The organism is Micromonospora sp. CNZ296 (genome assembly GCF_007827635.1).
Genome location: NZ_VISW01000007.1, coordinates 247698 through 273530 on the forward strand (window position 1 = coordinate 247698; position 25833 = coordinate 273530).

The 25833-nt window shown below is 73.9% G+C and carries 24 protein-coding genes and 1 riboswitch; of the genes, 11 read left to right on the top strand and 13 right to left on the bottom strand.

Going from position 1 to position 25833, the window contains the following annotated elements; genetic code table 11:
* Positions 1–4 precede the first annotated feature (4 nt).
* Positions 5–2416 (bottom strand): S8 family serine peptidase, encoded by a 2412-nt coding sequence (locus tag FB455_RS14580; RefSeq protein WP_145753699.1) that lies wholly within the window; start codon positions 2414–2416, stop codon positions 5–7.
* 68 nt (positions 2417–2484) lie between these two features.
* Here FB455_RS14580 and FB455_RS14585 point away from each other — a divergent pair, with 68 nt between their 5' ends.
* Positions 2485–4302, top strand: a complete 1818-nt coding sequence (locus FB455_RS14585; RefSeq protein WP_186461601.1) for a glycerol-3-phosphate dehydrogenase/oxidase — start codon at positions 2485–2487, stop codon at positions 4300–4302.
* A gap of 66 nt (positions 4303–4368) precedes the next feature.
* Positions 4369–4872, top strand: coding sequence for a hypothetical protein (locus tag FB455_RS14590; protein WP_114919019.1), 504 nt, complete (start codon positions 4369–4371; stop codon positions 4870–4872).
* On the opposite strand, the gene FB455_RS14595 is transcribed toward FB455_RS14590, so the two are convergent.
* Positions 4869–6269, bottom strand: a complete 1401-nt coding sequence (locus FB455_RS14595) for an FAD-linked oxidase C-terminal domain-containing protein (protein WP_145753701.1) — start codon at positions 6267–6269, stop codon at positions 4869–4871. The genes FB455_RS14590 and FB455_RS14595 overlap by 4 nt on opposite strands.
* Positions 6270–6302: 33 nt before the next feature.
* Here FB455_RS14595 and FB455_RS14600 point away from each other — a divergent pair, with 33 nt between their 5' ends.
* The gene (locus tag FB455_RS14600; RefSeq protein WP_145753703.1) at positions 6303–6635 is read left to right on the top strand and encodes a DUF4031 domain-containing protein; all 333 of its coding nucleotides are present in this window, start codon (positions 6303–6305) and stop codon (positions 6633–6635) included.
* On the opposite strand, the gene FB455_RS14605 is transcribed toward FB455_RS14600, so the two are convergent.
* Positions 6561–7196: an HD domain-containing protein gene (locus FB455_RS14605; RefSeq protein ID WP_145753706.1), complete on the bottom strand. Its 636-nt coding sequence runs from the start codon at positions 7194–7196 to the stop codon at positions 6561–6563. The two genes, FB455_RS14600 and FB455_RS14605, sit on opposite strands and share 75 nt — an antisense overlap.
* 69 nt (positions 7197–7265) lie before the next feature.
* On the opposite strand from FB455_RS14605, the gene FB455_RS14610 reads away from it, so the two are divergent.
* Positions 7266–8519, top strand: a complete 1254-nt coding sequence (locus FB455_RS14610; protein WP_145753708.1) for an FUSC family protein — start codon at positions 7266–7268, stop codon at positions 8517–8519.
* Positions 8520–8674: 155 nt separating this feature from the next.
* On the opposite strand, the gene FB455_RS14615 is transcribed toward FB455_RS14610, so the two are convergent.
* Positions 8675–9937: an aminotransferase class V-fold PLP-dependent enzyme gene (locus tag FB455_RS14615; RefSeq protein ID WP_145753710.1), complete on the bottom strand. Its 1263-nt coding sequence runs from the start codon at positions 9935–9937 to the stop codon at positions 8675–8677.
* Between the two features lie 45 nt (positions 9938–9982).
* Positions 9983–10105: riboswitch (SAM riboswitch) on the bottom strand.
* 23 nt (positions 10106–10128) lie between these two features.
* On the opposite strand from FB455_RS14615, the gene FB455_RS14620 reads away from it, so the two are divergent.
* Positions 10129–11604 (top strand): PrsW family intramembrane metalloprotease, encoded by a 1476-nt coding sequence (locus tag FB455_RS14620; protein WP_186466402.1) that lies wholly within the window; start codon positions 10129–10131, stop codon positions 11602–11604.
* A 27-nt stretch (positions 11605–11631) separates the two neighbouring features.
* On the opposite strand, the gene FB455_RS34280 is transcribed toward FB455_RS14620, so the two are convergent.
* Positions 11632–11790, bottom strand: a complete 159-nt coding sequence (locus FB455_RS34280; RefSeq protein WP_162881441.1) for a hypothetical protein — start codon at positions 11788–11790, stop codon at positions 11632–11634.
* Positions 11791–11908: 118 nt separating this feature from the next.
* Positions 11909–12256 (bottom strand): GroES family chaperonin, encoded by a 348-nt coding sequence (locus tag FB455_RS14625; protein WP_013288840.1) that lies wholly within the window; start codon positions 12254–12256, stop codon positions 11909–11911.
* Between the two features lie 172 nt (positions 12257–12428).
* On the opposite strand from FB455_RS14625, the gene FB455_RS14630 reads away from it, so the two are divergent.
* On the top strand, positions 12429–13703 hold the full coding sequence (locus tag FB455_RS14630; RefSeq protein WP_030272135.1) for an AI-2E family transporter: 1275 nt from the start codon (positions 12429–12431) through the stop codon (positions 13701–13703).
* A 52-nt stretch (positions 13704–13755) separates the two neighbouring features.
* Here FB455_RS14630 and FB455_RS14635 read toward each other — a convergent pair whose 3' ends face one another.
* Positions 13756–15897 carry an ATP-dependent DNA helicase gene (locus FB455_RS14635; protein WP_013288838.1) on the bottom strand — a complete coding sequence of 714 codons (2142 nt, stop codon included), beginning with the start codon at positions 15895–15897 and terminating at the stop codon, positions 13756–13758.
* A gap of 124 nt (positions 15898–16021) precedes the next feature.
* Here FB455_RS14635 and FB455_RS14640 point away from each other — a divergent pair, with 124 nt between their 5' ends.
* Positions 16022–16528 carry a DUF402 domain-containing protein gene (locus tag FB455_RS14640; RefSeq protein WP_071097610.1) on the top strand — a complete coding sequence of 169 codons (507 nt, stop codon included), beginning with the start codon at positions 16022–16024 and terminating at the stop codon, positions 16526–16528.
* A gap of 6 nt (positions 16529–16534) precedes the next feature.
* Here the strand turns inward: FB455_RS14640 and sigJ are convergent, their stop codons facing one another.
* The gene (gene sigJ / locus FB455_RS14645; protein WP_145753712.1) at positions 16535–17488 is read right to left on the bottom strand and encodes an RNA polymerase sigma factor SigJ; all 954 of its coding nucleotides are present in this window, start codon (positions 17486–17488) and stop codon (positions 16535–16537) included.
* Positions 17489–17675: 187 nt separating this feature from the next.
* Here sigJ and FB455_RS14650 point away from each other — a divergent pair, with 187 nt between their 5' ends.
* The 3 genes from FB455_RS14650 (at position 17676) to FB455_RS14660 (ending at position 20412) form a co-directional block, all read left to right on the top strand.
* Positions 17676–18626 (top strand): PPK2 family polyphosphate kinase, encoded by a 951-nt coding sequence (locus tag FB455_RS14650; RefSeq protein WP_013288835.1) that lies wholly within the window; start codon positions 17676–17678, stop codon positions 18624–18626.
* A gap of 150 nt (positions 18627–18776) precedes the next feature.
* Positions 18777–19403: a DUF47 domain-containing protein gene (locus FB455_RS14655; protein ID WP_013288834.1), complete on the top strand. Its 627-nt coding sequence runs from the start codon at positions 18777–18779 to the stop codon at positions 19401–19403.
* Between the two features lie 4 nt (positions 19404–19407).
* Positions 19408–20412, top strand: a complete 1005-nt coding sequence (locus FB455_RS14660) for an inorganic phosphate transporter (protein WP_013288833.1) — start codon at positions 19408–19410, stop codon at positions 20410–20412.
* 43 nt (positions 20413–20455) lie between these two features.
* Here FB455_RS14660 and FB455_RS14665 read toward each other — a convergent pair whose 3' ends face one another.
* Together FB455_RS14665 and FB455_RS34770 are read right to left on the bottom strand one after the other, a co-directional pair.
* Positions 20456–21424, bottom strand: coding sequence for a Gfo/Idh/MocA family protein (locus FB455_RS14665; RefSeq protein WP_013475100.1), 969 nt, complete (start codon positions 21422–21424; stop codon positions 20456–20458).
* 124 nt (positions 21425–21548) lie between these two features.
* Positions 21549–21686 (bottom strand): hypothetical protein, encoded by a 138-nt coding sequence (locus FB455_RS34770; RefSeq protein ID WP_232236700.1) that lies wholly within the window; start codon positions 21684–21686, stop codon positions 21549–21551.
* 277 nt (positions 21687–21963) lie between these two features.
* Between FB455_RS34770 and FB455_RS14675 the strand changes: the two genes are divergently transcribed.
* The gene (locus tag FB455_RS14675) at positions 21964–22791 is read left to right on the top strand and encodes an NUDIX hydrolase (RefSeq protein ID WP_013288830.1); all 828 of its coding nucleotides are present in this window, start codon (positions 21964–21966) and stop codon (positions 22789–22791) included.
* 70 nt (positions 22792–22861) lie between these two features.
* Here the strand turns inward: FB455_RS14675 and pstB are convergent, their stop codons facing one another.
* The 3 genes from pstB to pstC are packed head-to-tail and all read right to left on the bottom strand — an operon-like array spanning position 22862 to position 25829.
* Positions 22862–23638, bottom strand: a complete 777-nt coding sequence (pstB, locus tag FB455_RS14680; protein ID WP_013288829.1) for a phosphate ABC transporter ATP-binding protein PstB — start codon at positions 23636–23638, stop codon at positions 22862–22864.
* Between the two features lie 20 nt (positions 23639–23658).
* Entirely contained in the window at positions 23659–24747 is a 1089-nt protein-coding gene (gene pstA, locus FB455_RS14685) for a phosphate ABC transporter permease PstA (RefSeq protein WP_013288828.1), read from the bottom strand.
* Positions 24744–25829: a phosphate ABC transporter permease subunit PstC gene (gene pstC / locus FB455_RS14690; RefSeq protein WP_013288827.1), complete on the bottom strand. Its 1086-nt coding sequence runs from the start codon at positions 25827–25829 to the stop codon at positions 24744–24746. Before pstC ends, pstA begins: the two co-directional genes overlap by 4 nt.
* Between the last annotated feature and the right edge of the window lie 4 nt (positions 25830–25833).

A 25833-nucleotide genomic window follows, 5' to 3' on the forward strand; every position in this document is an offset into this window, starting at 1 on the left:
GTTGTTAACCGGTCGCCACCGACCGGGCCGCGCGGACCGCCGCGTACGCGTCCACGAGCCCGGCGCCGGAGACGTCCTGCGGTCCACCGCAGGTGTCCGCCCCGGCGGGCTGGGTGACCGGCTGGGCGGTGTCGCGCAGGATCGCCCGGGTCCGCTCCAGGTCTCCGACCAGCGCCGGGTTCGCCGACCACATCAGTGCCACCACGCCCGCGACCTGTGGCGTGGCCATCGAGGTGCCGTCCAGGGTGGCGTACCCGCCGCCCGGCATCGCGGACAGCACCGCGGCGCCCGGGGCGACCAGGTCCGGCTTGGCCCGACCGTCCGGCGCCGGGCCGCGGCTGGAGAACTCGGTGACGCGCCGCTGCCGGTCCACCGCCCCGACGGTCAGCACGTCCGGGTACGGCGCGGGCGCATCGTTGATCGAGCCGCACGACGGGCCGGTGTTCCCGGCCGCGGCCACCACCAGGATGCCGGCCGCGGTCAGCGCGGCGGTCGCCGGTCGCAGCGCTCCCGGGTCGCACCCCTCCACCGGCGGGCAGCCCCACGAGTTGGTGAGCACGTCCGGGGCGCGTGAGGGACGGCCGTCGGTGAGCGGGTTCCCGCCCTCGGGGAACGGCGCCAGCATGAACTGGAGGCAGTCGAGGTAGCGGGCCGGGCTGCCCATGTTGCGCTCCAGGTTGACGCAGCCGACCCAGCTCGCACCCGGCGCCACGCCGATCCCGTCCCGGCCCACCGCGCTGCCGAGCGTGTGCGTCCCGTGGCCACCCCGGTCGGCCGGGGCGCGGCGGCCCTCCCACGGGTCGTACCACGAGTCGTTGCCGCCCCGGAAGCCGCCCGCGAGCGCCGGGTGCCGGCCGTCCACCCCGGAGTCGGAGCTGCCGACCACCACGCCGGACCCGGTGACGCCCAGGTCCGACCAGACCCGGTCCGCGCCGATCAGCGAGATGTTCCAGGCCGGGCCGGCCGGCGCCGGGGCGTCGCCGCGCGCCTGCGGGGCGAGCGCGGGCAGCGGGCGCAGGCGCTGGCTCACCAGCACCCGGGCCACCTCGGGACGACTCGACAGCCAGGCCCGCACCGCCGGCCCGCCGTCCGTCTCGATCGCGTTCACCAGGTAGTACGGCGTCGGGTTCAGCCGCATCCCGGCCAGCGTGCGGCGCAGGTCGCCCTGCGTGCGGTCGGCTGTCGCCACCAGCCGCCGGTAGACCTCGGTCGCCCGGACGTCCCGTCCGGCCCGGCCCGGCGTCCCGGCCGGCAGACCGGTCAGATCGGCCTGCTCGCGCAACACCACCAGCAGCCGCTCGCCGTAGAGTCCGGGCCGGCCGGGGACCACGTACACCACGGCGACGGCGGCGAGCAGCGCGGCGGCGACCAGCGCGGCCGGACCGCGCCGGGGCGCGCGGGTGCGGGACCGGGCGAGCAGCACGCCGTACCCGACTGCGAGCAGGACCGCGACGGCGAGCGCCACGCCGGTGCCCACCGCGACCCAGAACGGCGCGTCGCGGGTGGCGGACAGCAGGAGGCTGATCTCCTCCGGGTCGGTGAACGCGAGCGGCCCCAGCAGGGCGAGCCCGACCAGCCGGCGCACCGGCGCGGGCCCGGCCGGACGGCCCGCGTGGCGGGCCGCCGCCTCCAGCGCGGCCAGCACGAAACCGAGCGGCGGCAGCAGCACCAGCGCCGGCAGCTGCACGCCCGACTGCCCGGCGCCGGCCGCGAGCGGCGTCAGCGCGACCCCCGCGACCAGGCCGCCGACGAGCACCAGCCGGGCCGGACCCGGCCCGAACGCGGCCCAGAAACCGGCGCCGAGCAGTGCCCCGGCGAGCGCGCCCAGCGCGGCGGCGGCCAGGCCGGCGAGCAACGTCTCCAGCGCTCCGCCGAGCGCGCCCACCCAGGCCCACGGCAGGAGTACGGCCAGGCCGCCCGCGATCGCCAGCAGCGACACCGACCCGAACCGGCCCTCCGGGGCCGCGTCCACGACGACCGGTGGCCGGACGCGGCCGAGACGGACGGCGACGAGCGCGAGCGCCGCGGCGGTCACCGCGAGCGCGGCCAGGTACGCCTCGTGGTGCACCGGCGGCACCGTCCGCAGCAGCGTGGTCGCGCCGAGCGCGACCACGGCGGCGGTCCAGGCCCGGCCGGTCGCCCGCAGCGCGGGGGAGCGGGGCGCGAGCGCGAGCGCCAGCGCCGGGGCGCCGGCCAGCAGCACCGTGGCCACCGCGACCACCGGCCAGGCCGCCACCGGCCGGTCCGCGCCGATGACCAGCGCCACCTGGTCGACCAGCCAGCCGGTGATCTGGCCCGGCACGGTGACCAGCACGATCCACACCCCGGTCGCCACCGCCGCCACGACCGGCCACGGACCGGTCTCGCGCGGTGGCGGCGGTACGGGGGCGAGCGGCGGACCGGTCAGCATGGTCATCACGGTACGGCCGGGCCGTGTCGCCGCGCGCCCGGGACGGTTACCGTTGACTGGTGCGTGACCCGAGTGTGTCCCGATCCACGGCCGGCCGGCTGTCCGCCGAGCGCCGCGCCGACGACCTGCGCCGCCTCCGGGCCGAGCGGTTCGACGTGCTGGTCATCGGCGGTGGCGTCACCGGAGCGGGCGCCGCGCTCGACGCCGCCTCCCGAGGGCTGAAGGTCGCCCTGGTGGAGGCGCGCGACTACGCCGCCGGCACGTCCAGCCGGTCCAGCAAGCTGATCCACGGCGGCCTGCGCTACCTGGAGCAGCTGGAGTTCCACCTGGTCCACGAGGCGCTGACCGAGCGCGGTCTGCTCGCCACCCGGCTCGCGCCGCACCTGGTCCGGCCGGTGCCGATCCTGGTGCCGCTGCCCGCCGAGGGCGGCGCGGGCGACCTGCCCCGGCGGTTCTTCCGCCGCTCCTACTACGGCCTCGGCGTGGCCGCGTACGACGCGTTCGCCGGGATCTTCGGCGGCGGTCGCGGCATGCCGCTGCACCGGCACCTCACCCGCGAGGGCACCCGCCGGATCTTCCCCAGCCTCCGGCCGGACAAGCTGGCCGGCGCGATCCGCTACTACGACGGCCAGGTCGACGACGCCCGCCTGGTGGTGACGCTGGCGCGTACCGCGGCGAGCCTCGGCGCGACTGTGGTGACGAGTGCCCGCGCGGTCGGCCTGACCCGGCAGGCCCGGGAGGTCACCGGCGTGCGGGTCCGCGACCTGGAGGCGCCCGCCGGTTCGCCGGACGCCGAGTTCGAGGTACGCGCCCGCACCGTGATCGCCGCCACCGGCGTGTGGAGCGACGACATGTCGCGGATGCTCAACGACGTCGGGCTGCGCCCGAAGCTGCGGGTCCGCGCCTCCAAGGGGGTGCACCTCGTGGTGCCCCGCTCGGCGATCGTCGGCGAGACCGGCCTGATCCTGCGTACCGCGACGAGCGTGCTGTTCGTCATCCCCTGGGGCGGGCACTGGATCATCGGCACCACCGACACGGACTGGCAACTCGACAGGTCCCACCCGGCCGCGACCGCCAGCGACATCGACTACCTGCTGTCGCAGGTCAACATGGTGCTGGACCGGCCGCTGACCACCGCCGACATCGAGGGCGTCTACGCCGGGCTGCGCCCGCTGCTGGCCGGCGAGGCGGACTCCACCTCCAAGCTGTCCCGCGAGCACGCCGTGGTGGAGCCGATGCTCGGCCTGCTGCTGGTCGCGGGCGGGAAATACACCACCTACCGGGTGATGGCCTCCGACGTGGTCGACCGCGCGATGCACCGGCTCGGCCGGACCCGCTCCTCGCGTACCGCCGACCTGCCGCTGCTCGGCGCCGACGGGTACGCCGCCATGTGGCGGGACCGGGCCGACCTGGCCCGCCGGCACGGGGTGGCGGTCGGCGTGGTCGAGCACCTGCTGGAGCGCTACGGCAGCCTCACGCTGGAACTGCTCGCCCTGGTCGACGCCGATCCGCTGCTCGGCTCGCCGCTCGCGGGCGCGCCGGAATACCTGGCCGCCGAGGTGACGTACGCCGCCCGTGCCGAGGGCGCGCTGCACCTGGAGGACGTGCTCACCCGGCGTACCCGGATCTCGATCGAGACCAGCCACCGCGGCCTGGAGTCGGCGGAGCACGCCGCGGAGCTGATGGGTGCGGTGCTCGGCTGGGACGCGGCGACCCGGGACCGGGAGGTCGCCCACTACCGGGCGCGGGTGCTGGCCGAGCGGGAGTCGCAGCTCATGCCGGACGACATCGCTGCCGACGCGGCCCGCCTCGGCGCGCCCGACGTCCGCGGATTCGCGGCCGACCGGGGGACCGACGGTCCGGGCGTTGAACTTCCGGCCTCCCCCAGGTAGGGGATCCCCGACCCGGGCCGCTCGGCCGGTAGTGCGCGCTACCTACGGAAGTGTAGGTTTCCCCGCGTGGTTCGCCCATCCTGGTCGCGCGTCCCCGCTCTGTCCGCCGTCGTCCTGCTGGCGGCCGCTCTGACCGGCTGCTCCTTCGGACGGGCCGAGGGCGCCACCGCACCCGGGGCGGCGGGCACGGCCGGCCCGACACCGGACGGCAGACGCGTCTCCCTGGTGCAGCGGCTCGGCGACGGCCCGGTCCGCAACCTCGACGTGGACCCGTCCGGCCGCTGGCAGTGCCGCGACTGCGCCGGTGACGGCGTGGACGCCACCGGCACGCTGAGCCCGGAGCAGACCACGCGGCTCCAGCGGATGCTCGCGGACCCGGCGATCGCGAAGGAGACCGACCAGGCCCGCAGCTACAAGCAGGGCTGCATCGGCGTGCTGACGTCGACGCTGCTCGTGCCGCCGGACCTGACAGTCACCATCCAGGACTGCCCGGGCGAGCCGAAGCCGAAGGTGGCCTACGACGTGCTGCTGCTCGTCACCCAGGCCACGCCGGCCGAGGACAAGGGCTAGAAGACCTTGCCGGGGTTGAGCAGGCCGGCCGGGTCCAGCGCCGCCTTGATCGCCTGGTGCACGCGTACGCCCACCGGGCCGATCTCGCGGGCCAGCCAGTCCCGCTTGAGCAGCCCGACGCCGTGCTCCCCGGTGCAGGTGCCGCCCAGTTCCAGCCCCAGCCGCATGATCTCGTCGAAGGCGCGCCGTCCCCGGGCCAGGCTCGCCGGATCGGCCCGGTCGACCACGATGTTGGGGTGCATGTTGCCGTCGCCCGCGTGGCCGACCACCCCGATCGGCACCCGGCACGCCTCGGCGATCCGGGCCACCCCGTCCAGCAGTTCCCCCAGCCGCCCGCGCGGCACCGCCACGTCGTCGATGACCAGGCCGCCGTTGCCGCCCGGGAACGTCTCGGCCGCGAACCGCTCCATCGCCGGATGGGCCAGCCGCCGCGCCTGGAGCAGGGCCGCGGCCTCGGTCGCGTCGGTGGCCGCGTAGACCTCGTCGGCGCCCGCCGCCGTGCACACCTCGGCCAGCCGGGCCAGGTCGTCGGCGGCCCGCACGCCGGTGTCCACCGCGGCGAGCAGCAGCGCCTCGGCGTCCGTGCGCAGACCCATCGGCCGGTACGCCTCGATCGCCCGCAGATGCGTCCGGTCCAGCAGTTCCAGCAGGCTCGGGGTGAGCCCGCGCTCGGCGATCCCGGCGACCGCGCCACCGGCAGTCGCCACCGTGGGGAAGACCGCGACCAGGGTCAGTGACTCCTCCGGGGCCGGGCGCAACGCCACAGTCACCTCGGTGATCACGCCGAGCGTGCCCTCCGAACCCACGAACAGGCGGGTCAGGTCGTACCCGGCGACCCCCTTGGCGGTACGCCGCCCGGTGCGCAGCACCTCGCCGGAGGCGAGCACCACCTCCAGGCCCAGTACGTACTCGCTGGTGACGCCGTACTTCACGCAGCACATGCCGCCGGCGTTGGTGGCCACGTTGCCGCCGATGGTGGACGACTCCCAGGAGCCGGGGTCCGGCGGATACCAGAGGCCGTGCTCCCGTACCGCGCGGGCCAGCGCCGCGTTCACCACGCCGGGCTGCACCACCGCGATCCGGCCGACCGGGTCGATCTCCCGCACCGCGTCCATCGCCACGGTGCTCACCACCACCGCGCCGGCGACCGCGTTCGCCGCGCCGGCCAGCCCGGTCCGCGCACCCTGCGGCACCACGGGTACGCCGTGCCGCGCGGCCGCCCGGACCACCGCCACCACCTCGCCGGTGTCGCGGGGACGGACCACCGCCAGCGGGGTGCCCGAGTCGCACAGGTCGGCCTCGTCGCGCTCGTGCCCGGCCAGCAGGTCCGGGTCGGTCAGCACGGCGGCGTCGCCGAGCGCGGCCCGCAGGTCGTCGAGGAGGGGATGGGCGGCCATGCCGGGAAGGCTACCGGCGTACCGTCTGTTGCCGTGCTCTACCTGGACCCGCCCGCCGTGCCCTGGCGCGGCCGGCTCTGGTCGCACCTGATCAGCGACGTCTCGTACGCCGAGCTGCACGCGTTCGCCGAGATGCTCGGCGCGCCCCGGCGCGGCTTCGACCGGGACCACTACGACGTGCCCGCCGAGCGGTTCCGGGCGGCGGTGTGGCTCGGCGCCACGGTCGTGCCCTCGCGGGAGATCGTCCGGCTGCTGCGCGACGCCGGTCTGCGCCGCCCGAAGCACCGCGTCTCAGGCGAGCGCGGCCAGCTCCCGGGACAGGTTGGCCCGCGCCCGGGCCTCCCAGCGGGCGTGCGGCTCGGGTAGGCGGTACAGCGCCGGCAGGGCGAGCAGGTGCCGCAGCACCGCGGCCCGGCCGGTACGGAACTCCGGTTCGGGCACGTGCGCGTACTCGGCACGGATCGCGGCGGCGTACCTGTCGTAGCGTTCCGGCGGGGCCGCCAGCACGGCCAGGTCCGCGTCGCAGAGCAGCGCGCCGTCCGGGTCGTCCGGCCCGATCACGTGACCGGCGGTGAGCAGCACCAGACGGCGTACCCCGGTCACCGTCGCGGCCGGGAGCCCGGCGGCGGCCAGCAGCTCACCGGCCAGGTCGGCGCTGGCCCGCTCGTTGGCGTCGCCCGCCGCGCGCGGGTCGTAGACCGCGTCGTGGCACCACGCCGCCAGCCGGACCAGGCCGGGGTCGCGGGCCAGACCGGCGTACGCGTCGACCACGTCGAGCACCGCCCGCAGGTGCGCCTCGTCGTGGTAGCGCCGGTGCGGCTCCCGCCAGCCCGCCAGCAGCCGGGCGCCGGCCCGGTCGACTCCCGCCGGATCGGTCGCGCCCGCCGCCCGTGCCGTCTCCCGCCACCGTGCCGTCAGATCGTCCACCGGGTGCAGTCTGCCCCACTCCGCGACCGGACCGGGGATTCAGCGGGATCGTCGCGGGTAGTACCCGCCATGGCCCGGGACCGACGACTGCCGTTCCTTCGTCGCCGCGATCAGCGTGCAGGCCCGGGCGACCGTGACGGCCAGCGGATCGCCTCCGCGATGGACGAGCTGCGGCACCGGGGCAAGGCCACCCTGCACGACCGGCTGCACCGGGTCCGCACCGCGTTCGGCCTGGCGGTGCAGGCCGGGCTCGCCGCCGGCCTGGCGTACCTGATCTCGCACCGGCTGCTGAAGAACCCCCAGCCGGTCTTCGCCCCGATCTCGGCTGTCGGCACGCTCGCCGCCTCGGTGGGGCAGCGGTTCCGGCGTACCGTCGAACTGATCGTCGGCGTGGCGGTCGGCGTGCTCGTCGGCGACGCGCTCATCTACTTCGTCGGCACCGGCGCGTGGCAGCTCGCGCTCGTGGTGACCTCGGCGATCCTGCTGAGCATCTTCGCCGGGGCGAGCGTCGCCATCGTCATCCAGGCCGCGGCCACCGCCGTACTGATCGTGACGCTCAGCCCGTCCACGGAGAATCTGGAGTTCCCCCGCTTCATCGACGCGTTCCTCGGTGGCGGCATCGCGTTGCTGGTCACCGCCATCCTGCTGCCGCTCAATCCGCTACGGGTGATCAACCGGGCGGCCCGGCCGGCGCTGGACCTGCTCGCCGACCAGCTCGACGCCTGCGCCGACGCGGTGCGCAGCCAGGACCGGGACGCCGCCCAGCAGGCGCTGTTCCGGCTGCGGGAGAACAAGGAGGAACTGGCCGCGCTCTCCGAGGCGATCGAGGGCGCCAAGGAGACGAGCACGCTCTCGCCGGCCCGCTGGCACCGGCGCAGCGAGCTGACCCACTACGCCGAGGCGGCCGAACCGATCGACCGGGCCATGCGCAACAGCGGCACGTTGATCCGCCGCGCGGTCACCATGATCGAGGACGCCGAACCGGTCCCCGAGCCGATGCCGGACGCGATCGGTCACCTGGCCGAGTCGGTACGCCTGCTCCGGCAGGAGTTCGCCTCCGGGCAGGAACCCGAGGAGGCCCGCGAACGGTCGCTGCGCGCGGTGAGCGAGGCCGGCCGGGCGTACGCCGAGGGGGTCGGCTTCTCCGGCAGCGTGGTGATCGCCCAGGTGCGTACCACGGCGAGCGACCTGATGGTGGCCTCCGGGATCGAACAGGAGGAGGCGAACCGGCTGGTCCGGCAGGCGTTCGGCGAGAACCGCCAGGGCGAACCCGCAGCCCGGAACCCCGCCGCTCATCCCCCCACAGCCCCACCCGTCGGCTGACCCCCCGCCCGTCGGCTGACCCCCGCCCGGTCGCGCTCCCGCCCCGGCTCCCGCGCTCCCGCCCTGCCGCGTTGATCAAGGAGTTACCGGACTCCGAGGAGATCAACTAGTGCACAAACTCCTTGATCACCGCTCGAGGTGCGGTGGGGAGAGGGCTAGGGGAGGTGGGTCAGGGCCGTCAGGAGGGTGTCTACCTCCGGCTCTGTGGTGCCCAGGCCGAGGCTGGCGCGCAGGGCGGTCGGGGGCAGGTCGGTGCGGCCGGTACGGGCGGCGGCCTCGGCCAGCAGACGCCGGGTCAGCGGGTGCGCGCAGAACAGGCCGTCGCGTACCCCGATCCGGTGCCGGCTCGCCAGGTGGGCGGCCACCTCGGCGGAGTCCCGTCCGGCGACCACGAAGCTGACGATGCCCACCCGCGGCGCTTCGGGGGAGAACATGCGCAGCTCCACCACGTCCGGCAGCGCGGCCAGGCCGGTACGCAGACGGGCCAGCAGCGCCTGTTCCCGGGCGTGCAGCGCGTCCCGGTCGGCCGCGCCGAGCGCCTCGCAGACAGCGGCGAGCGCCACCGCACCCAGCAGGTTCGGGGTGCCGCCCTCGTGCCGGGCCGGGCCGGTCGTCCAGCGCACCTCGTGCGTCGCGGCGCCGACGTGGCTGGTGGCGCCGCCTCCGGCCAGGTACGGCGGGGCCGCGTCCAGCCAGTCCGCGCGCCCGGCCAGCACGCCCGCGCCGAACGGGGCGTACAGCTTGTGCCCGGACAGGGCCACATAGTCCACGTCCAGCGCGGCCAGATCGACCGGGGCGTGCGGGGCGAGCTGCGCGGCGTCGACCAGGATGCGGGCGCCGTGCCGGTGCGCCACCCGAGCCAGCTCGGCGACCGGCCAGCACTCGCCGGTGACGTTGCCGGCGCCGGTGACCGCGACCAGCACGGGCAGGCCGGGCCGGGCGTCGCGGGCGAGTTCGCCGAGCGCCGCCGCGAGGGACCGGACCGCTCCGGCCGGGCTGTCCGGGACCGGCAGCCGTACCGAGCCGCGCGGCCAGGGCAGCAGGTTGGCGTGGTGCTCGGCGCCGAACGTGATCACGGTGGTGCCGGCGGGCAGCGCCCGGGCCAGCAGGTTCAGCGCGTCGGTGGTGTTCCGGGTGAAGATCACGTGGTCGTCGGGGCGGGCGCCGAGGAAGTCGCCGACCGTCTGCCGGGCCCGCTCGTACGCCAGCGTGCAGCGTCGCGACAGCGCGCCCGCGCCGCGGTGCACGCTCGCGTACCAGGGAAGAAGCCCGGCCACCGCGTCGGCCGCGGCCCGCGCGCACGGCGCGCTGGCGGCGTGGTCCAGGTTGATCTCCCCGGGTACGCCGAGCACGCCGAGCGGGTCGGGCCGGACCGGCGCGGGCAGCACGGGCAGCGAGGGTACGAGGGTGACGGTCATGCCGGAGCCTCCCGGGTCACAGGACCCCAGGTGGTGCCGGGACGGGGTCCGCGCTTGCCCGGCGCGCGGAGCGGCACCGGGCCCGGTCATCACCCGGGGCACCCCACCGCGAACCTCGACGAGGGTTGCCGGCCAGCAAGCCGGGGCTTGACGCTGGCGCTCGTGACCTGTCCGGGAGCATAGCCCTCACGATGCGACCGGACCAGTGGGTCGCAGGTGACTACGCTGACCGCATGGCCGACACCCCGCCCGGCGCAGCCCCGCCGCCACCGCATGCGCCCGCCGCCCCGCCGGGGGCGCCGACGCCCCGGATGCCGCTGCGCCGGCTCGGCTGGCGGCGCTTCCTGGTGCTGGCCGGCGTGGTGCTGCTGATCGCGGCCGGTGCGCTGTTCATGGTGTTCACGCTCGGCGAGAGCCTGGGCGCCGAGGCGCTGCTGATCGGCGTGATCGCGGCGATCCTGCCGGTGCCGGTGCTGGTCTTCTGCTTCCTCTGGCTCGACCGTTACGAGCCGGAGCCGCTGAAGTACCTGATCTTCTGCTTCGCCTGGGGCGCCTTCGTCTCCACCGCGATCTCGCTGCTGGTGAACACGGCCAGCGCGGGGCTGTTCGAGGACCGAGGGCTGCCGGTCGCGCTGACCGCGGTGCTGGTCGCGCCGTTCATCGAGGAGCTGACCAAGGCGGCCGGTCCGCTCCTGGTGCTGATCTTCCGGCGGCGGGAGTTCTCCGGGATCACCGACGGCCTGGTCTACTGCGGGCTCTCCGCGGTCGGCTTCGCCATGGTGGAGAACATCCTCTACCTGGGCGGGCACGGCTACCGCGCCGGCGCCGACGAGTACGGCCCGGCCACCGGCGCGCAGCAGGTGATCGCGATCTTCATCGTCCGGATCCTGCTGTTCGGCTTCGCCCACCCGCTGTTCACGTCGATGACCGGCGTCGGGCTGGGCGTCGCCGCGCGTACCGCCGACCGGCGCGTGCGGGTGCTCGCGCCGCTCGCCGGGCTGCTGCTGGCGATGATCCTGCACGGCACCTGGAACCTGCTGCCCTCGCTGGCCCAGGCCACCGGGGAGGTGGTGATCGTGCTCTACGGCTACATCGGCGTGATGGTGCCGATCTTCTTCGCGATGGTCGGGCTGGCGGTCTGGCTGCGCGCCTGGGAGGGCCGGCTGACCGAGCGCACGCTGCCCGACTACGTCCGCGCAGGCTGGCTCACCCCGCCCGAGGTGGCGGCGCTGGGCAGCCTGGGCCGGCGGCACGCGGCGCGCACCTGGGCACGGCGGGTCGCCGGTGACGGCGGGGTACGCGCGATGCGCGGCTACCAGTTCGCCGCGACCCGCCTGGCGCTGCTGCGCGACGGGATGCGCCGGGGACTGGACCGCAAGCCGGAGGAGCGGGAGCGGACGGCGCGGGAGGAACGGGAGCTGCTGGACGCGATCACCGCGTACCGGTCGTTCTTCGTCGGTCGCGACCCGCAGGCGCCGGTCGGGGTCTGGGACGGTCAGCGCTACCACCTGCGGTTCCCGGACGGTTCGCAGCGCCCGGTCGAGGCGCCGGACGACCCGGTGGTGCCGATCCCGGTGGTGCTGGCCCAGCCGCCCGCCTTCCCGCAGGGCGGCTACGGACCGGGCGGCTGGCACGACCCGGGCGCGCCCTGGTATCCCGGGCGCTGAGGCCGGGCGGCTCGTCGGGGGCGCCGGTCAGCTCATCAGGCCGGTCAGGAAGTCGCCGAGCCCCTGGGCGATGGCCATCAGCGCGCCGCCGATGCCCTTGAACACCTGCGCCGCGCCGTCCGGCCGGAACGCCATGAAGTAGATCAGGAACGCGAGGAATCCCCAGGCGAGGATCTTTTTGATCACTACCGGCATGGTGTCCCTCCCCAGGGCGCGCTGAGGTGCCTGGGCTTCCCGCCGGGCAGCGCCGCAAACAGCACCGCCGCAGAGCGACCGGCACCGGAGCGCCGCAACAGGTAAGGACCTACAGGTAGAGACCGGTGGAGCCGGCGGCGGTGCTCTCCACCCGCTCGGCCGCCACGGCGTGCACGTCCCGCTCGCGCAGCAGCACGTACGCCCGCCCGTGCAACTCGACCTCGGAGCGGTCGTCCGGGTCGAACAGCACCCGGTCACCGGCCACTATCGCGCGGACGTTCGGCCCCACGCCGACCGCCGTGGCCCAGGCCAGCCGCTTGCCCACGGCTGCCGTCGCGGGGATCACGATGCCGGCGGTGGAGCGGCGTTCCCCCTCCGCACCCTCGGTACGCACCAGCACGCGGTCGTGCAGCAGGCGGATCGGCAGCCCGGCGTCGAGACTCTGGTCGGCGGTCACGCGAAGACGCTACCGCGTGCCCGTCGGTCGATCCCGGCGTGGTTGGCGAGAGCGCCGGGCGGGCAATGTGTGGCCGAGTCGCCCTAGGGTGGGGCGTACGGACGTATCCTGTGCCCCCTGCGACCTGGTGGGGCTGATTTTGCCGGAGGTGCGCTTGAGCCGCTTCGAGCGGATGCGCGGACGGCTCCGCCGCGCGTACGAGTCGGGCCGGGAGGCGGCCCGGACCCGGCGGGCCGCCGCGGACACCGGGGACGCCGGAGTGGCCTCGCCCGCCGCGCCGGGGCCACCCGCCGCGCCGGAGGCGGTGGTCGTGGGCGCGGCGTCGCCGGCGGCGTTGCACTCCTCGACTGTGAGCCGGGACGACACGGAGGTGCCGCACGCGCTGCGCATCGCCGCCGCGTGGTGCTGGCGCCTGATCGTGATCGGCATCGTGACCTGGGCCCTGCTCAGGATCGTCGGCACCATCAGCATCGTGATCATCCCGTTGACCGTCGCGCTGCTGCTCTCCGCGCTGCTCGCCCCGGCGGTCGGCTGGCTGCTCCGGGCCCGGCTGCCCCGCTCGCTGGCGACAGCAGTGGTGCTGGTCGGCGGCCTGGCCGCTGTCGTCGGCACGCTCACGCTCGTGGTCAACGAGTTCATCAAGGGCGTACCGGAGCTGAGCCAGAAGTCCTCCGAGGGCGTACGCCAGATCCAGGACTGGTTCAAGACCGGCCCGCTGCACCTGTCCGACAGCCAGCTCAACCGCTACATCGACGAGGCGCAGAACTGGATCAACGGCAACACCGAGCGGTTCACCAGCGGTGCGATAAGCACCGCCGCCACGCTCGCCGAGGTGCTCACCGGCACCGTCCTGGTCCTGTTCGCCACGTTCTTCTTCCTGCGCGACGGCAACAACATCTGGCGGTTCCTGGTCCGGCTGCTGCCGGTGGCCGCCCGCTGGAAGGTCGACGACGCCGGTCGCGCGTCCTGGGCGACGCTCGGCGCGTACGTGCGGGCCACCGTCCTCGTGGCGTTCATCGACGCGGTCGGCATCGGCATCTTCCTGGTGCTGTTCGACATCCCGTTCGCGTTCCCGCTGGCCGCGCTGGTCTTCCTGGGCGCGTTCATCCCGATCGTCGGCGCGTTCCTGTCCGGCGTGGTGGCCGTGCTGGTGGCGCTCGTCGACAGCGGCCCGGTGACCGCCCTGATCATCCTGGGCGCGGTGATCGGCGTGCAGCAGGTCGAGGGCCACGTGCTCCAGCCGCTGATCATGGGCCGCGCGGTGGCCATCCACCCGCTCGCCGTGATCATCGGCATCGCCGCCGGTGTGGTGCTCGCCGGCATCGCCGGTGCGCTGGTCGCGGTGCCGCTGATCGCCGTCCTCAACACCGCGGTGCGCCGGCTCGCCGCGCGTACCGTGCCGGACACCCCGCCGGACGCGGTGGTGGTCGCCTCCCAGGCGCCCTGACCCGGCAAGACCCGCCGACGCCCGCGTCACCCCGCCCGGGGAGGCGCGGGCGTCAGCTCTTGGCGAGCCGTTCCAACGCGCCCCGGGCCACCTCCGGCCGGGTGGTGTACCAGAACGGCGGCAGCGAGCGGCGCAGGAACGGGCCGTACCCGCGTGCCGTCTCCAGCCGCGAGTCGAGCACCGCCACCACGCCCCGGTCGCCGGTGGCCCGGATCAGCCGGCCGACACCCTGGGCCAGCCGGACCGCCGCGATCGGCACGCTCACCGCCGCGAAACCGGACCCGCCACCGGCGTCCACAGCCGCCGCCCGCGCCGCCGCGAGCGGCTCGTCCGGACGGGGGAACGGCAACCTGTCGATCACCACGAGCTGGCAGGCGTCGCCCGGCACGTCCACCCCCTGCCAGAGCGACATCACCCCGAACAGGCAGCTCTCCCGCACCTCGCGGAACCGGCGCACCAGCAGCGGCAGCGCCTCCTCGCCCTGGAGCAGCACCGGCAGGTCGGTCCGCGCGCGGACCAGCTCCGCGGCCTGCTGCGCGGCCCGTCGCGACGAGAAGAGCCCGAGGGTACGACCACCGAGCGCCTCGACCAGCGCCAGCAGCTCCTCACCTGCCGGTCCGGGCAACCCGGAGACGCTGGGGCGGGGCAGATGCGCGGCGACGTACAGGATGCCCTGCCGGGCGTAGTCGAACGGCGAGCCGACGTCGAGCGAACTCCAGCCCGGCCCTTCGGTCGCGGGGACGGTGCCGACCGACGCGCGGCTGCCCTCGGCGGCGGCCACCGGCGTGACCGGGGAACGGCCCGCGGCGGCGGCGGTGGCGATCGCGGCGGCGGCCGGTGACGGCGGGGCGGGCGGAGGCGCGTCCAGCCCCAGCGCCCGGGCCACGGTGTCGAAGCGGCCGCCCAGCGCCAGTGTCGCCGAGGTGGCGACCACAGTGCGCTCGTCGTACAGGTGGGTGGCGAGCGTGCCCGCCACCGACAGCGGCGCCACGACGAGCGCCCGGCGGCTGCCGTTGTCCGGCTTCTCGACCCAGGCGACGTCGTGGTCGGCCTCCTCCAGCAGCCGCTGGGCGGTGGTGGACAGCTCGTCCAGCACGGCCTTGGCCTGCTGCTTGCGTACCGGATCGGGGTCGTCGGCCTTCACGTCGCCGATCCCCTCCAGCGCGGCCCGGGTCGCCGAGTCCAGCAAGGTGCACGCCTCGCGCAGCGCGGGCGGCAGACCGGCGGTGAGCCGCCCGGCCGGCGCCTCGGCCAGCCCCACCGCGAGCGCGTCACCGGCCTCGGTGAGCCGTTCGGCCACGTCGGGGCGCAGCAGCGGCCGCGCCCGCCGGGTGGACCTGTCGATCAGCTCCGGCACCAGCTCCGCCTGGGCGGCCGACGAGACCCGGTCGGCCAGTTCGTGCGCCTCGTCCACCACGAGCAGCCTGTGCGGCGGCACGATGTGCCGCCCGGCGAGCATGTCGACGGCGAGCAGGCTGTGGTTGGTGACCACGATGTCGGCCTCGCGGGCGCGCGCCCGGGACGCCTCCGCGAAGCACTCCTGCCCGAACGGGCAGCGGCTGGCGCCCACGCACTCCCGGGCCGGCATGGAGACGCTGCGCCACACCTGGTCGTCCACGCCCGGATCCAGCTCGTCGCGGTCGCCGGTGGCGGTCTCCTCGGCCCAGTCGCGCAGCCGCTGCACCTGCTTGCCCAGCCGGCCCGCCTCACCGAGCCACTTGGTGCCGCCGTTGCCGGAGTGCGGCGCGTCGAACAGCGCGTCGTCCGGCTCGTCCTCGACCGAGCTGTCCAGCCGGGCCAGGCACAGGTAGTGGTGACGCCCCTTCAGCACGGCGAAGGTCGGGCGGCGGCCCAGCACCGGCTCGACCGCGTCGGCCAGCCTCGGCAGGTCGTGCTCGACGAGCTGGGACTGCAACGCCAGTGTGGCGGTGGAGACCACCACCGGCCCGTCCACTGTGAGCGCCGGAGCGAGGTACGCCAGGGACTTGCCGGTGCCGGTCCCGGCCTGCACCAGCAGATGCTCGCCGGAGGCGATGCTGCGCTCGATCGCCTCGGCCATCTGCTGCTGACCCGGCCGGGCCGCGCCACCCGGAACCGCGCCCACCGCGGCGGTCAGCAACTCCCCGGCACCGGCGCGGCCCTTGCGGCGCTTCTTCGGGACGGCCGGGCCGGTGGCGGTGCGGGACGGGGTCACCGTGCGACCGTACCCGCCGGCACCGACGGCGGTCCGGCCGCTCCGACGGCGTGGCGGGACGGCGGGTCGCGTCCGGTTACCTCCCGATCGCGTGGCGTGGCCGGAATCGGTTAGGGTGCCAGGCATGCCGAGCGATGTGGTCCGCGTGATCTACCGCAAGTACGACGGCAGCGCACACCGCGACTACCCGGCCCGCCGGCTCGCCGAGGACGATCTCGGCGTCTGGCTCGGCGTGCCCGCCGGCACCGAGTCCGTCTACCACGGCCGCCCGTCGGTCGAGCAGATCCCGTTCGTCCTGCTGGTGCCGCACCACGGGTGGTGGACCGGCATGTTCAACCCGCCGCCGCGCACCAGCGAGGTCTACTGCGACATCGCCACCCCGGCCCGCTGGGAGGGTGAGGAGACGGTCCACCTGATCGACCTCGACCTGGACGTGGTGCGCCGCCGTGAGACCGGCCTGGTCGAGCTGCGCGACGAGGACGAGTTCGCCGTGCACCGGGCCCGCTGGGGCTACCCGGAGGACGTGGTCACCGAGGCCGAGGCCGCGTCCCGCTGGCTGCTCGGCGCGCTCGGCGACGGCACCGAGCCGTTCGCCACGTCGTACCGGAAATGGCTCGCACTGGTGGTCTGAGCCGGCTCACCAGCGCGGCGGCCAGGCGGCGTCCGGGCCCAGCGGCGGCAGCTCGCCGACCTTGGCCGGGTTGAGCTGGTTGAACACACCGGTGACCCGCCCCTCGTGGATCGCGAACGAGGTGACCATCCGAATGGTTCGCCCGTCCCGGTGGAAGAACTCCGTCTGCCATCCCAGCGTGCCGTCCACCAGCACCGGGCGTCCGCGCAGGCCACCCCGCTGCCGGGCCTGGCCGTAGAGGCCGAGCAGCAGGCGGCCGACCGACTCCACACCGACCACCGGCCGGCGACCGGCCGGGAAGTGGCCGCCGGCGTCGCCGATCGACACCACGTCCGGGGCGAGCACGCGGACCAGCTGCTCCAGCTCACCGGACTCCACCGCGGCGGCGAACGCGGCGAGCACCCGCCGCTGCTCGGCGAGGTCGGCGCTGTGCCGGGGCGCGTCCGGCCCGTGCACCGCCCGGCGGGCGCGCGACGCCAGCTGACGGGCCGCCTCCGGCGTCACCGCGAGCACGTCCGCCACGTCGGAGAACGGCACCGCGAACACGTCGTGCAGCACGAACGCCACCCGCTGCTCCGGCGTCAGCCGTTCCAGCACCACCAGCAGCGCGGTGCCGAGCTGGTCGGCCCGTACCGCCCGCTCGGCCGGGTCGGGCGCGAACCCGTCCGCCGCCGGCGCCGCTGTCACCACCGGCTCGGGGAGCCACTGACCGGGGTACGCCTCCCGGCGCACCCGGGCGGAGCGGAGCACGTCCAGGCAGATCCGGGAACAGGTGGTGATGAGCCAGCCCCGCAGATCGCGTACGCGGGCGCGCTCCCCCGGGTCGCTCAGCGCGCCGGAGAAGCGAAGCCAGGTCTCCTGCACCGCGTCCTCGGCCTCGCTGCGGCTGCCCAGCATCCGTTGCGCGACCGCCAGGAGACGCCCTCGTTCCGCCTCGAACTCCCCCGCAAGCTCGTCCACCCCCTCATTCTCCCGCCCCACCGCCCGTCACGGCACCCGCCCACCCTCGCCGGCACCCCGCCCACCCTCGCCGATCTTGCACTTGCCGCCCCGGCAAACGGTGCTTTCCGGGCGTACCAGGGGCCGCAACTGCAAGATCGACGGGGCGGGGCGGGCGGGGAACGGCTCCGGGGGTGAGGATCGGGGGATGAGTGAGGTGGTGGGGCCCGACGGCGGGCCTATGCGGGAACTGCTTCGGGTGGGGCCGGGCACTGTCGATCTGGCGGCTGTCGATCCCCGGTCGACGCCGGGGCTTCCGGTGGCGGCCGGGCACGGGCCGGCGCGCAAGGAGTGGGCGCGGGCCCAGGTCGAGCTGATCGGCGCGGAACTGGGGCGGCAGCAGGAGATGCTGTACGCCTCCGCGCAGGGCGCCGCCGGGCCGGGCAGCGCCACCAGCGCGCCGGCGCAGGCGGACGCCGGGCTGGACGGCGACCGGCCGCGCCGGGTGCTGCTGGTGCTCCAGGCGATGGACTGCGGTGGCAAGGACGGCACGGTCAAGCGGGTGGCGGGCGCGATGAACCCGCTCGGGTTGCACATCCGCTCGTTCGGGCCGCCGACCGAGGAGGAGTTGCGGCACGACTTCCTGTGGCGGGTACGCCGGGCGCTGCCGCCACCCGGGTACGTGGGCGTGTTCAACCGCTCCCACTACGAGGACGTGCTCATCGCCCGGGTCGAAGGGCTGGTCGACGAGGCGACCTGGCGGTCCCGGTACGCGATCATCAACGATTTCGAGCGGGAACTGACCGAGCAGGCGGTCACAGTGGTGAAGGTCATGCTGCACATCTCGTACGCCGAGCAGGGCGAGCGACTGATGGAGCGGCTCACCGACCCGACGAAGTTCTGGAAGTTCAACCCCAGCGACCTGGACACCCGGGCACGCTGGGGCGACTACCAGGACGCGTACGCCGAGGCTCTGGAGCGTTGCGGCACGGACGCCGCGCCCTGGTTCGTGGTGCCGGCGGACCGCAAGTGGTATCGGGACTGGGCGGTCGCCCACCTGCTGCGGGAGACGTTCGGCGGGTTGGATCTGGGGTATCCGCCTGCCGATTTCGACGTCGAACGGGAGCGTGACCGGTTACGGAGCCAGCGCCGTCCGTGATCAGGTGAACGGAAGGTGAACGAGCGGTGAATCGGGCCTGACCAGGGGTGGGCCGATCGAAAGTGGGTTCGGCGCGGTCCCTAGCATGCGCAGAGCAGACGCCCGGGGGGGCGACGGCCACCCTTCCACCGACACGACGAGGTCCGTGCTGTGAAGTTTTCCTTCCGTCCCACCGAGGGCGCCTTCTACGAGCTCTTCACCAGGGCCGCGCAGAACCTGGTGAAGGGGACCGAACTGCTCAACGAGCTGGGTCTGCCCGGTGCCGACGTGCAGTCGATCAGCGAGCGGCTGACCGACATCGAGCACGACAGCGACCAGATCACGCACGAGCTGTACAAGAAGATCAACTCCACGTTCATCACGCCGTTCGACCGGGAGGACATCTACCGGCTGGGCTCGCTGCTCGACGACGTGATGGACCACCTGGAGGCGGTCGGCAACCTGCTCTACCTGTACGGCCTGACCAAGCTCCCGTCGCTCCCGCGCGAGCTGCACGAGCTGGTCAACGTGCTCGACCTGCAGGCCAAGCTCACCGCCGAGGCGATGCCCCGGCTGAAGTCGATGAAGGATCTCGAGGACTACTGGATCGAGTGCAACCGGCTCGAGAACGACGGCGACCAGGCGTACCGGATGCTGCTGGTCCGCCTCTTCTCCGGTGAGTACGACGCGCTCACGGTGCTGAAGATGAAGGAGGTGGCCGACGAGCTGGAGGCCGCCTGCGACGCCTTCGAGCACGTCGCCAACACCGTCGAGACCATCGCGGTCAAGGAGTCCTGATCCAGTGACACCCGAACTCATCGCCGTGCTGGCGGTGATCGCGGTCGCCATGGCGTTCGACTACACGAACGGCTTCCATGACGCGGCCAACGCGATCGCCACCAGTATCTCGACCCGGGCGCTGACCCCCCGGATCGCGCTCGCGCTGGCCGCCGTCGGCAACTTCGTCGGCGCGCACTTCGGCGCCGGGGTGGCCAAGACGGTCGGCGACGGGCTGGTGACGTTGCCGACCGGGGTGGAGAGCCTCGGCGTGGTCTTCGCCGGCGTACTCGGCGCGATCATCTGGAACCTGATCACCTGGTACTTCGGCCTGCCGTCCTCGTCCTCGCACGCCCTCTTCGGCGGCCTGGTCGGCGCCACCCTGTTCGCCGCCGACGGCATCGTCCAGTGGGGCACCATCATCGAGAAGGTCCTCATCCCGATGGTGCTCTCGCCGGTGGTCGGCCTGATCCTCGGCTTCCTGATGATGCTGGCGATCATGTGGCTGTTCCGGAAGGGCCAGCCCGGCAAGCTCAGCCGTGGCTTCCGGTGGGCGCAGACCGCGTCCGCCGCCGCCATGTCGGTCGGCCACGGCATGCAGGACGCCGCCAAGACCATGGGCATCATCGTGCTCGCGCTCTACACCGGCGGTTTCCAGGAGAGCAAGACGCACATCCCGGGCTGGGTCTTCTGGACCTCCGCCGCGATGCTGGCCGCCGGCACGTACGCGGGCGGCTGGCGGATCATCCGGACGCTCGGCCGGAAGATCATCGACCTCGGCCCGGCCGAGGGCTTCGCAGCCGAGACCGTGGCCAGCGCGGTGCTCTACTTCAACGCGCTGGTGCTGAAGGCCCCGATCTCCACCACGCACACGATCACCTCGGCGATCATGGGTGTGGGCGCGACGAAACGGCTCTCCGCGGTGCGCTGGAACGTGGCCGGCAACATCGTGATCGCCTGGATTATCACGTTCCCGGCCGCCGCCGCGATCGCCTGCCTCGCGTACCTGCTGGTCCGGCCCTTGTTCTGAGTGACCTGACGCCGAGGGGTTCCCCGCCGTGGCGGGGGACCCCTCACGCGTAGGAGACGCCGATCCGGGCCTTGATGTCGTCGATCAGGCCCATCACCTCGAGCGTGGCGGAGTGCGGGACCAGCGGGCTCTCGGTCAGCCCGGCCGCCAGGCAGCGCTGCACCTCGATCGCCTCGTACTGGTAACCGCCGCCGGTCAGGTCCGCCGGGATCGTCTCCGGCTCGGCGCCGGCCCGGTGCAGCACCACGTGCGCGGGCCGGAAGAACAGCTCGGGCAGGTCGATCCGGCCGGTCGTACCGGTGATCGACGCGGAGATCTCGGTCGCGCCGACCATGCCGCAGCTGAGCGTCGCCACCGCGCCGGAGTCCCAGCCGAGCACCATGCCGGTGTTCTCGTCCACCGCCTCCGGGGTCAGCTTGGCCCACGCCTGCACGTGCTGCGGCACGCCGAGCACCAGGTGGGCCAGGCTCAGCGGGTAGACGCCGAGGTCCAGCAGCGCGCCGCCGCCGAGCGTGCGGGCCCGCATCCGGTGCTCCGGCGGGAACGGGCCGGCCACGCCGAAGTCCGCCCGTACGTGCGTCACCTCACCGATCGCGCCGTCCCGGATCAGCTCCAGCACCCGCAGGATCAGCGGGTTCGTCCGCATCCACATGGCCTCCATGAGGAACAGCCCTCGGGCGCGGGCCGTCTCCACCAGCTCGGTGGTGGTCGGCAGGTCCAGCGTGCACGGCTTCTCCACCAGCACGGCCTTGCCGCCGGCCAGGCAGGCGAGCGCCGCCTCGTGGTGCGCGGCGTGCGGCGTTGCCACGTAGATCGCGTCCAGGTCCGGGTCCGCGGCCAGTTCCGCCCACGAGGCGTACGCCCGCGGCACGTCGTGCCGGCGCGCGAACAGTTCGGCGCTCTCCCGGGTACGCGAGCCGACCGCGACCAGCTCGGCGTCCGGCACCAGCCGCAGATCCTCGGCGAAGCGGGCGGCGATGTTTCCGGTGGCCAGGATTCCCCAACGCGTCATGCCGGGCACGCTATCCCTTCCCGCTCCGGGGCCGGCAGGGTGATCCACCCGTCGGGACGTCAGGCGGTGCCGTGGGTGTCGGCGGCGGCCCGGGCGGCCCGTTCGATCATCGCCCGACGCACCGTCAGCGTCGGCTGGTCTCGGTCAGCACGTGGACCATGACGTTGAACAGCTTGACGTCGTGCCGCTTCGCGGTGAACACGTAGCGTGAAGACTGCGCAGAGTGACGGCTGCCGCCCTCCTCCTCGTCGAAGCTAGGCACCGAAAAGCGATCAACCGGACATAAGTCGGCGCTGGCGCGAGCTGGACTGACTACCTCTCGCCGACTTTGCTCTGCAGCCTCATGCGCACCGATCACGGACGGTTGCCGATGCGGATCTGGCTGCAGAGCAAAGGCGGCAGAGGGGTGTCTGTTGCTCCGGGGCCGAAAACTACGCATCGTGACCAGACGGCGCGGTCGGGGAGTGTGGGTGAGGCGGCGTGCGTCTCCGCCCGGCCGCCGCCGGGCCGGGCCGCCCGTCGCGAACTAGGCTCGGCGCATGACGATCGACGGCTTCGCCGCACCCCCCGCCCTGGTGGAGCACGCCCGCCGGTTCCAGGCCGAGGGCGCCGTACCAGCCGTACCCCGGGTCGCCGCCACCGTGCTGCTGCTCCGCCCGGCCGGCGACGGCTTCGAGGTCTACATGATCCGCCGGGTGGCGGCGATGACGTTCGGCGGCATGTACGCCTTCCCCGGCGGCGGGGTGGACCGCTCCGACTCGGAGGCGCACCTCGGCTGGGCCGGCCCGGACCCGGCGGCGTGGGGTGAGCGCCTCCGGCTCGACCCGGCCGCCGCGCAGGCAGTGGTGTGCGCCGCCGCCCGCGAGGTCTTCGAGGAGGCGGGCGTGCTGCTCGCCGGGCCGGACCCGGACACCGTGGTCGGCGACGTGAGCGGAGACGACTGGGAGACGGCCCGGCAGGATCTGGAGGGACGGCGGGTCGGCTTCGCGGACCTGCTGGCCGGTCGGGGCCTGACGCTCCGGTCCGACCTGCTGCTGCCGTGGAGCCGGTGGATCACCCCGGAGTTCGAGCCGCGCCGCTTCGACACGTACTTCTTCGTGGCCCTGCTGCCCGAGGGGCAGCGGACCCGGGACGTCTCCGGCGAGGCCGACCACACGCTGTGGCTGCGCCCGGCGGACGCCCTGGCCCGGACCGAGGCCGGCGAGCTGACCATGCTGCCGCCCACAATGGTCACGCTCGCCGAGGTCGCCGCCGCGGGCGACCTCGCCGGCGTGGCCCGCGCTGCGGCAGAGCGAGAGCCGGGTACGCCGATCCTGCCCCACATCGACGGCCTGGACGGTGCCGAGCCCCGCTTCCGCCTGAGCTGACCTCGGCCGGCGGTGTTAAGAGGGGCCCCTTCCTCTACCGGAGGCGTTAACAGGGGCCCCTCCTTACACCTCAGCCGAAGCGGCCGGTGATGTAGTCCTCGGTCTTCTTCTGGCTCGGGTTGCTGAAGATCTTCTGGGTGTTGTCGTACTCGATCAGGCGCCCCGGGTCGCCGGTCTTCTCGATCGAGAAGAAGGCGGTTCGGTCCGACACCCGCGCGGCCTGCTGCATGTTGTGCGTGACGATGATGATGGTGAACTTGTCCTTGAGCTGGAACATCAGGTCCTCGATGGCCAGCGTGGAGATCGGGTCCAGCGCCGAGCAGGGCTCGTCCATCAGCACCACCTGCGGCTCGACAGCGATGGTGCGGGCGATGCAGAGCCGCTGCTGCTGACCGCCGGACAGGCCCGCGCCGGGCTTGGCGAGGCGGTCCTTCACCTCGTCCCACAGGTTCGCCGAGCGGAGCGCCCGCTCGGCCGCCTCCTCCAGGATCGACTTACGCCGCACGCCGTTGAGCCGCAGGCCCGCCACCACGTTCTCGAAGATGCTCATGGTGGGGAACGGGTTCGGCCGCTGGAAGACCATGCCGATCATCCGGCGGACCGCCGTGACGTCCACGTCGCGGTCGTAGATGTCCTGGTCGTCGATGGTGAGGCTGCCCTCGACCCGGGCGCCGGGCAGCACCTCGTGCATCCGGTTGATCGACCGCAGGAACGTGGACTTGCCGCAGCCGGACGGCCCGATCAGGGCGGTGACGGTCTTCGGCTCGACGGTCAGGTTGATGTTCTCGATCGCCTTGAACCCGCCGTAGTAGGCGGTCACGTTCGTGGCTTCGATGCGCTTGGCCATGGTGGCGGTACCTCCAGGGTTCATCGGCCGAGCCGGTTACGACGGGCCAGCAACTTCGCCGCGACGGTGAGGACGAGGACGAGGGCGACCAGGGTCAGCGCCGCGGTCCACGCCCGTGCCGGCGAGTACTTCGACGCCTCGCCTGCCTGCTGGTAGACGAAGAGGGCCAGCGACGACTGGTTGTTCTCGAACGGGTTGAAGTTGATCGCCGCGCCGCCGCCGGCGACGAGCAGCACCGGGGCGGTCTCACCGGCGGCCCGCGCGATGGCGAGCATGATGCCGGTGACGATGCCGGGCAGCGCGGTCGGCAGCACGACCCGCAGGATGGTCTTCCACTTCGGTACGCCCAGGGCGTACGCGCCCTCGCGCAACGGCGCCGGCACCAGCCGGAGCATCTCCTCGGTGGAGCGGACCACTGTGGGCAGCATCAGCACGCTCAGCGCCAGCGCGGCGGCGAAGCCGGAGAAGCCCGGCCGGCCGTCGTTGAACCACGGCGAGACGACCAGCACCCAGAAGGCCAGCACGAACAGGCCGGTGACGATCGACGGGATGCCGGTCATCACGTCCACGAAGAAGCGGATGGTGAACGCGAACCGGCCCCGGCCGTACTCGACGATGTAGATCGCGCAGAGCACGCCGAGCGGCACCGTGATCAGGGTGGCGATGCCTACCTGCTGCAACGTGCCGACGATCGCGTGGTACGCGCCGCCGTTGGCGTCCCGCGAGCCGATGTTGTTCATCGAGGTGCCGAAGAAGTTGGCGTCCAGCCGCTCGGAGCCCTTGCTGACAAGCGTCCAGACCACCGAGGCCAGCGGCAGCACCGCCAGCACGAACGCGGAGTGGATCAGCGCGCTCCAGGTGCGGTTGCGGGCCGACCGGCGGCCCTCCACCGCGTTGGCCGCGGCGAACAGACCGGCCAGGTAGAACAGCGCGCCGACCACCACGACCAGGACCGGGCCGCCGATGCCGGCGCCGTACACCAGGGCCGCCGCGAGCAGCAGTGCCGCGACGGCGATGGCCGGAGCGGCGTACGCGGGAAGCCGCCTCGCCCGCAGCGTGGCCGGCTGGGCCGGCGGGCGCGGGCGGCGGGGGGTGAGGGTAGTGGTCATGCGGCCGACTCCGTGAACTCGCGCCGCCGGTGGATGATCGCCCGCGCGGTGATGTTGACGATCAGCGTGATCGCGAACAGCACCAGGCCGGAGGCGATGAGTGCGCCCCGGCCGGTGTCGTTCGCCTCGGCGAACCGGTTGGCGATGTTCGCGGCGATCGAGTTGCCGCCGCTCTGCAGGATGTTGAACGAGATGGCGTACGTGGAGCCGAGCGTGAGCGCCAGCGCGATGGTCTCGCCGAGCGCCCGGCCCAGGCCGAGCATCACCGCGGCGATGACGCCGGGCCGCCCGTACGGGAGGACCGCGGTGCGGATCATCTCCCAGCGGGTGGCGCCGAGCGCGAGCGCGGCCTCCTCGTTGGCGGTCGGGGTCTGCCGGAACACCTCGCGGGACAGCGAGGTGACGATCGGCAGCACCATGATGGCGAGCACCACCGAGCCGAGCAGGATCGAGTTGCCGTACGGGCCGTCGCCGAAGATCGGGATCCAGCCGAAGTACCTGTTCAGCCACGCGGACAGGTCGGCGACCGGCTGGGCGAAGTAGTCCCGGCCCCAGAGGCCGAACACGACGCTCGGCACGGCGGCCAGCAGGTCGATCAGGAAGCCCAGGGCGTTGCCGAGCCGCCGGGGCGCGTAGTGCGACAGGTACAGGGCGATGCCCAGCGCGACCGGCACCGCCATGAGCAGCGCCAGCAGCGAGCTCAGGACCGTGCCGAAGGCGAGCGCGCCGATGCCGAACTGCGGCGGGTCGTCGTTCGGGAACCAGCCCTCGAACGTCCAGAACGACTCGGTGTTGGCCCGCAGCGCCGGGACGGCCTTGGCGATCAGGAAGATCGCGATGGCCGCGATGACCACCAGGACCGTGGTGCCGGCGGCCAGGGTCAGGCCGCGGAACGCCCGTTCCGCGCCGAAGGCGCGGGCCCGAGGGAGGGCGCCGCCGCCGCCGAGGCCACCGTCGGGGCGGCCCGGGTTACCGGGGCGCTCGGCCACACGCGCCGAGGCACCGGCGGGTCGCTCGTGACTCGTGGTCACGGGGTTCCCGCCGGTGCCGGCGTGGGCCGAGCGGTGAGGGGTGTCACCCATCTGC

Coding starts and splice junctions, on each gene's coding strand:
- FB455_RS14610 (WP_145753708.1), top strand. CDS start 7,266: ATGGCCCGGGACCGACGACTGCCGTTCCTTCGTCGCCGCGATCAGCGT.
- FB455_RS14580 (WP_145753699.1), bottom strand. CDS start 2,416: ATGACCATGCTGACCGGTCCGCCGCTCGCCCCCGTACCGCCGCCACCG.
- FB455_RS14620 (WP_186466402.1), top strand. CDS start 10,129: ATGCGACCGGACCAGTGGGTCGCAGGTGACTACGCTGACCGCATGGCC.
- pstA (WP_013288828.1), bottom strand. CDS start 24,747: ATGACCACTACCCTCACCCCCCGCCGCCCGCGCCCGCCGGCCCAGCCG.
- FB455_RS14650 (WP_013288835.1), top strand. CDS start 17,676: ATGAGTGAGGTGGTGGGGCCCGACGGCGGGCCTATGCGGGAACTGCTT.
- FB455_RS14640 (WP_071097610.1), top strand. CDS start 16,022: ATGCCGAGCGATGTGGTCCGCGTGATCTACCGCAAGTACGACGGCAGC.
- FB455_RS14595 (WP_145753701.1), bottom strand. CDS start 6,269: ATGGCCGCCCATCCCCTCCTCGACGACCTGCGGGCCGCGCTCGGCGAC.
- pstB (WP_013288829.1), bottom strand. CDS start 23,638: ATGGCCAAGCGCATCGAAGCCACGAACGTGACCGCCTACTACGGCGGG.
- FB455_RS14675 (WP_013288830.1), top strand. CDS start 21,964: ATGACGATCGACGGCTTCGCCGCACCCCCCGCCCTGGTGGAGCACGCC.
- FB455_RS14630 (WP_030272135.1), top strand. CDS start 12,429: ATGCGCGGACGGCTCCGCCGCGCGTACGAGTCGGGCCGGGAGGCGGCC.
- pstC (WP_013288827.1), bottom strand. CDS start 25,829: ATGGGTGACACCCCTCACCGCTCGGCCCACGCCGGCACCGGCGGGAAC.
- FB455_RS14615 (WP_145753710.1), bottom strand. CDS start 9,937: ATGACCGTCACCCTCGTACCCTCGCTGCCCGTGCTGCCCGCGCCGGTC.
- FB455_RS14665 (WP_013475100.1), bottom strand. CDS start 21,424: ATGACGCGTTGGGGAATCCTGGCCACCGGAAACATCGCCGCCCGCTTC.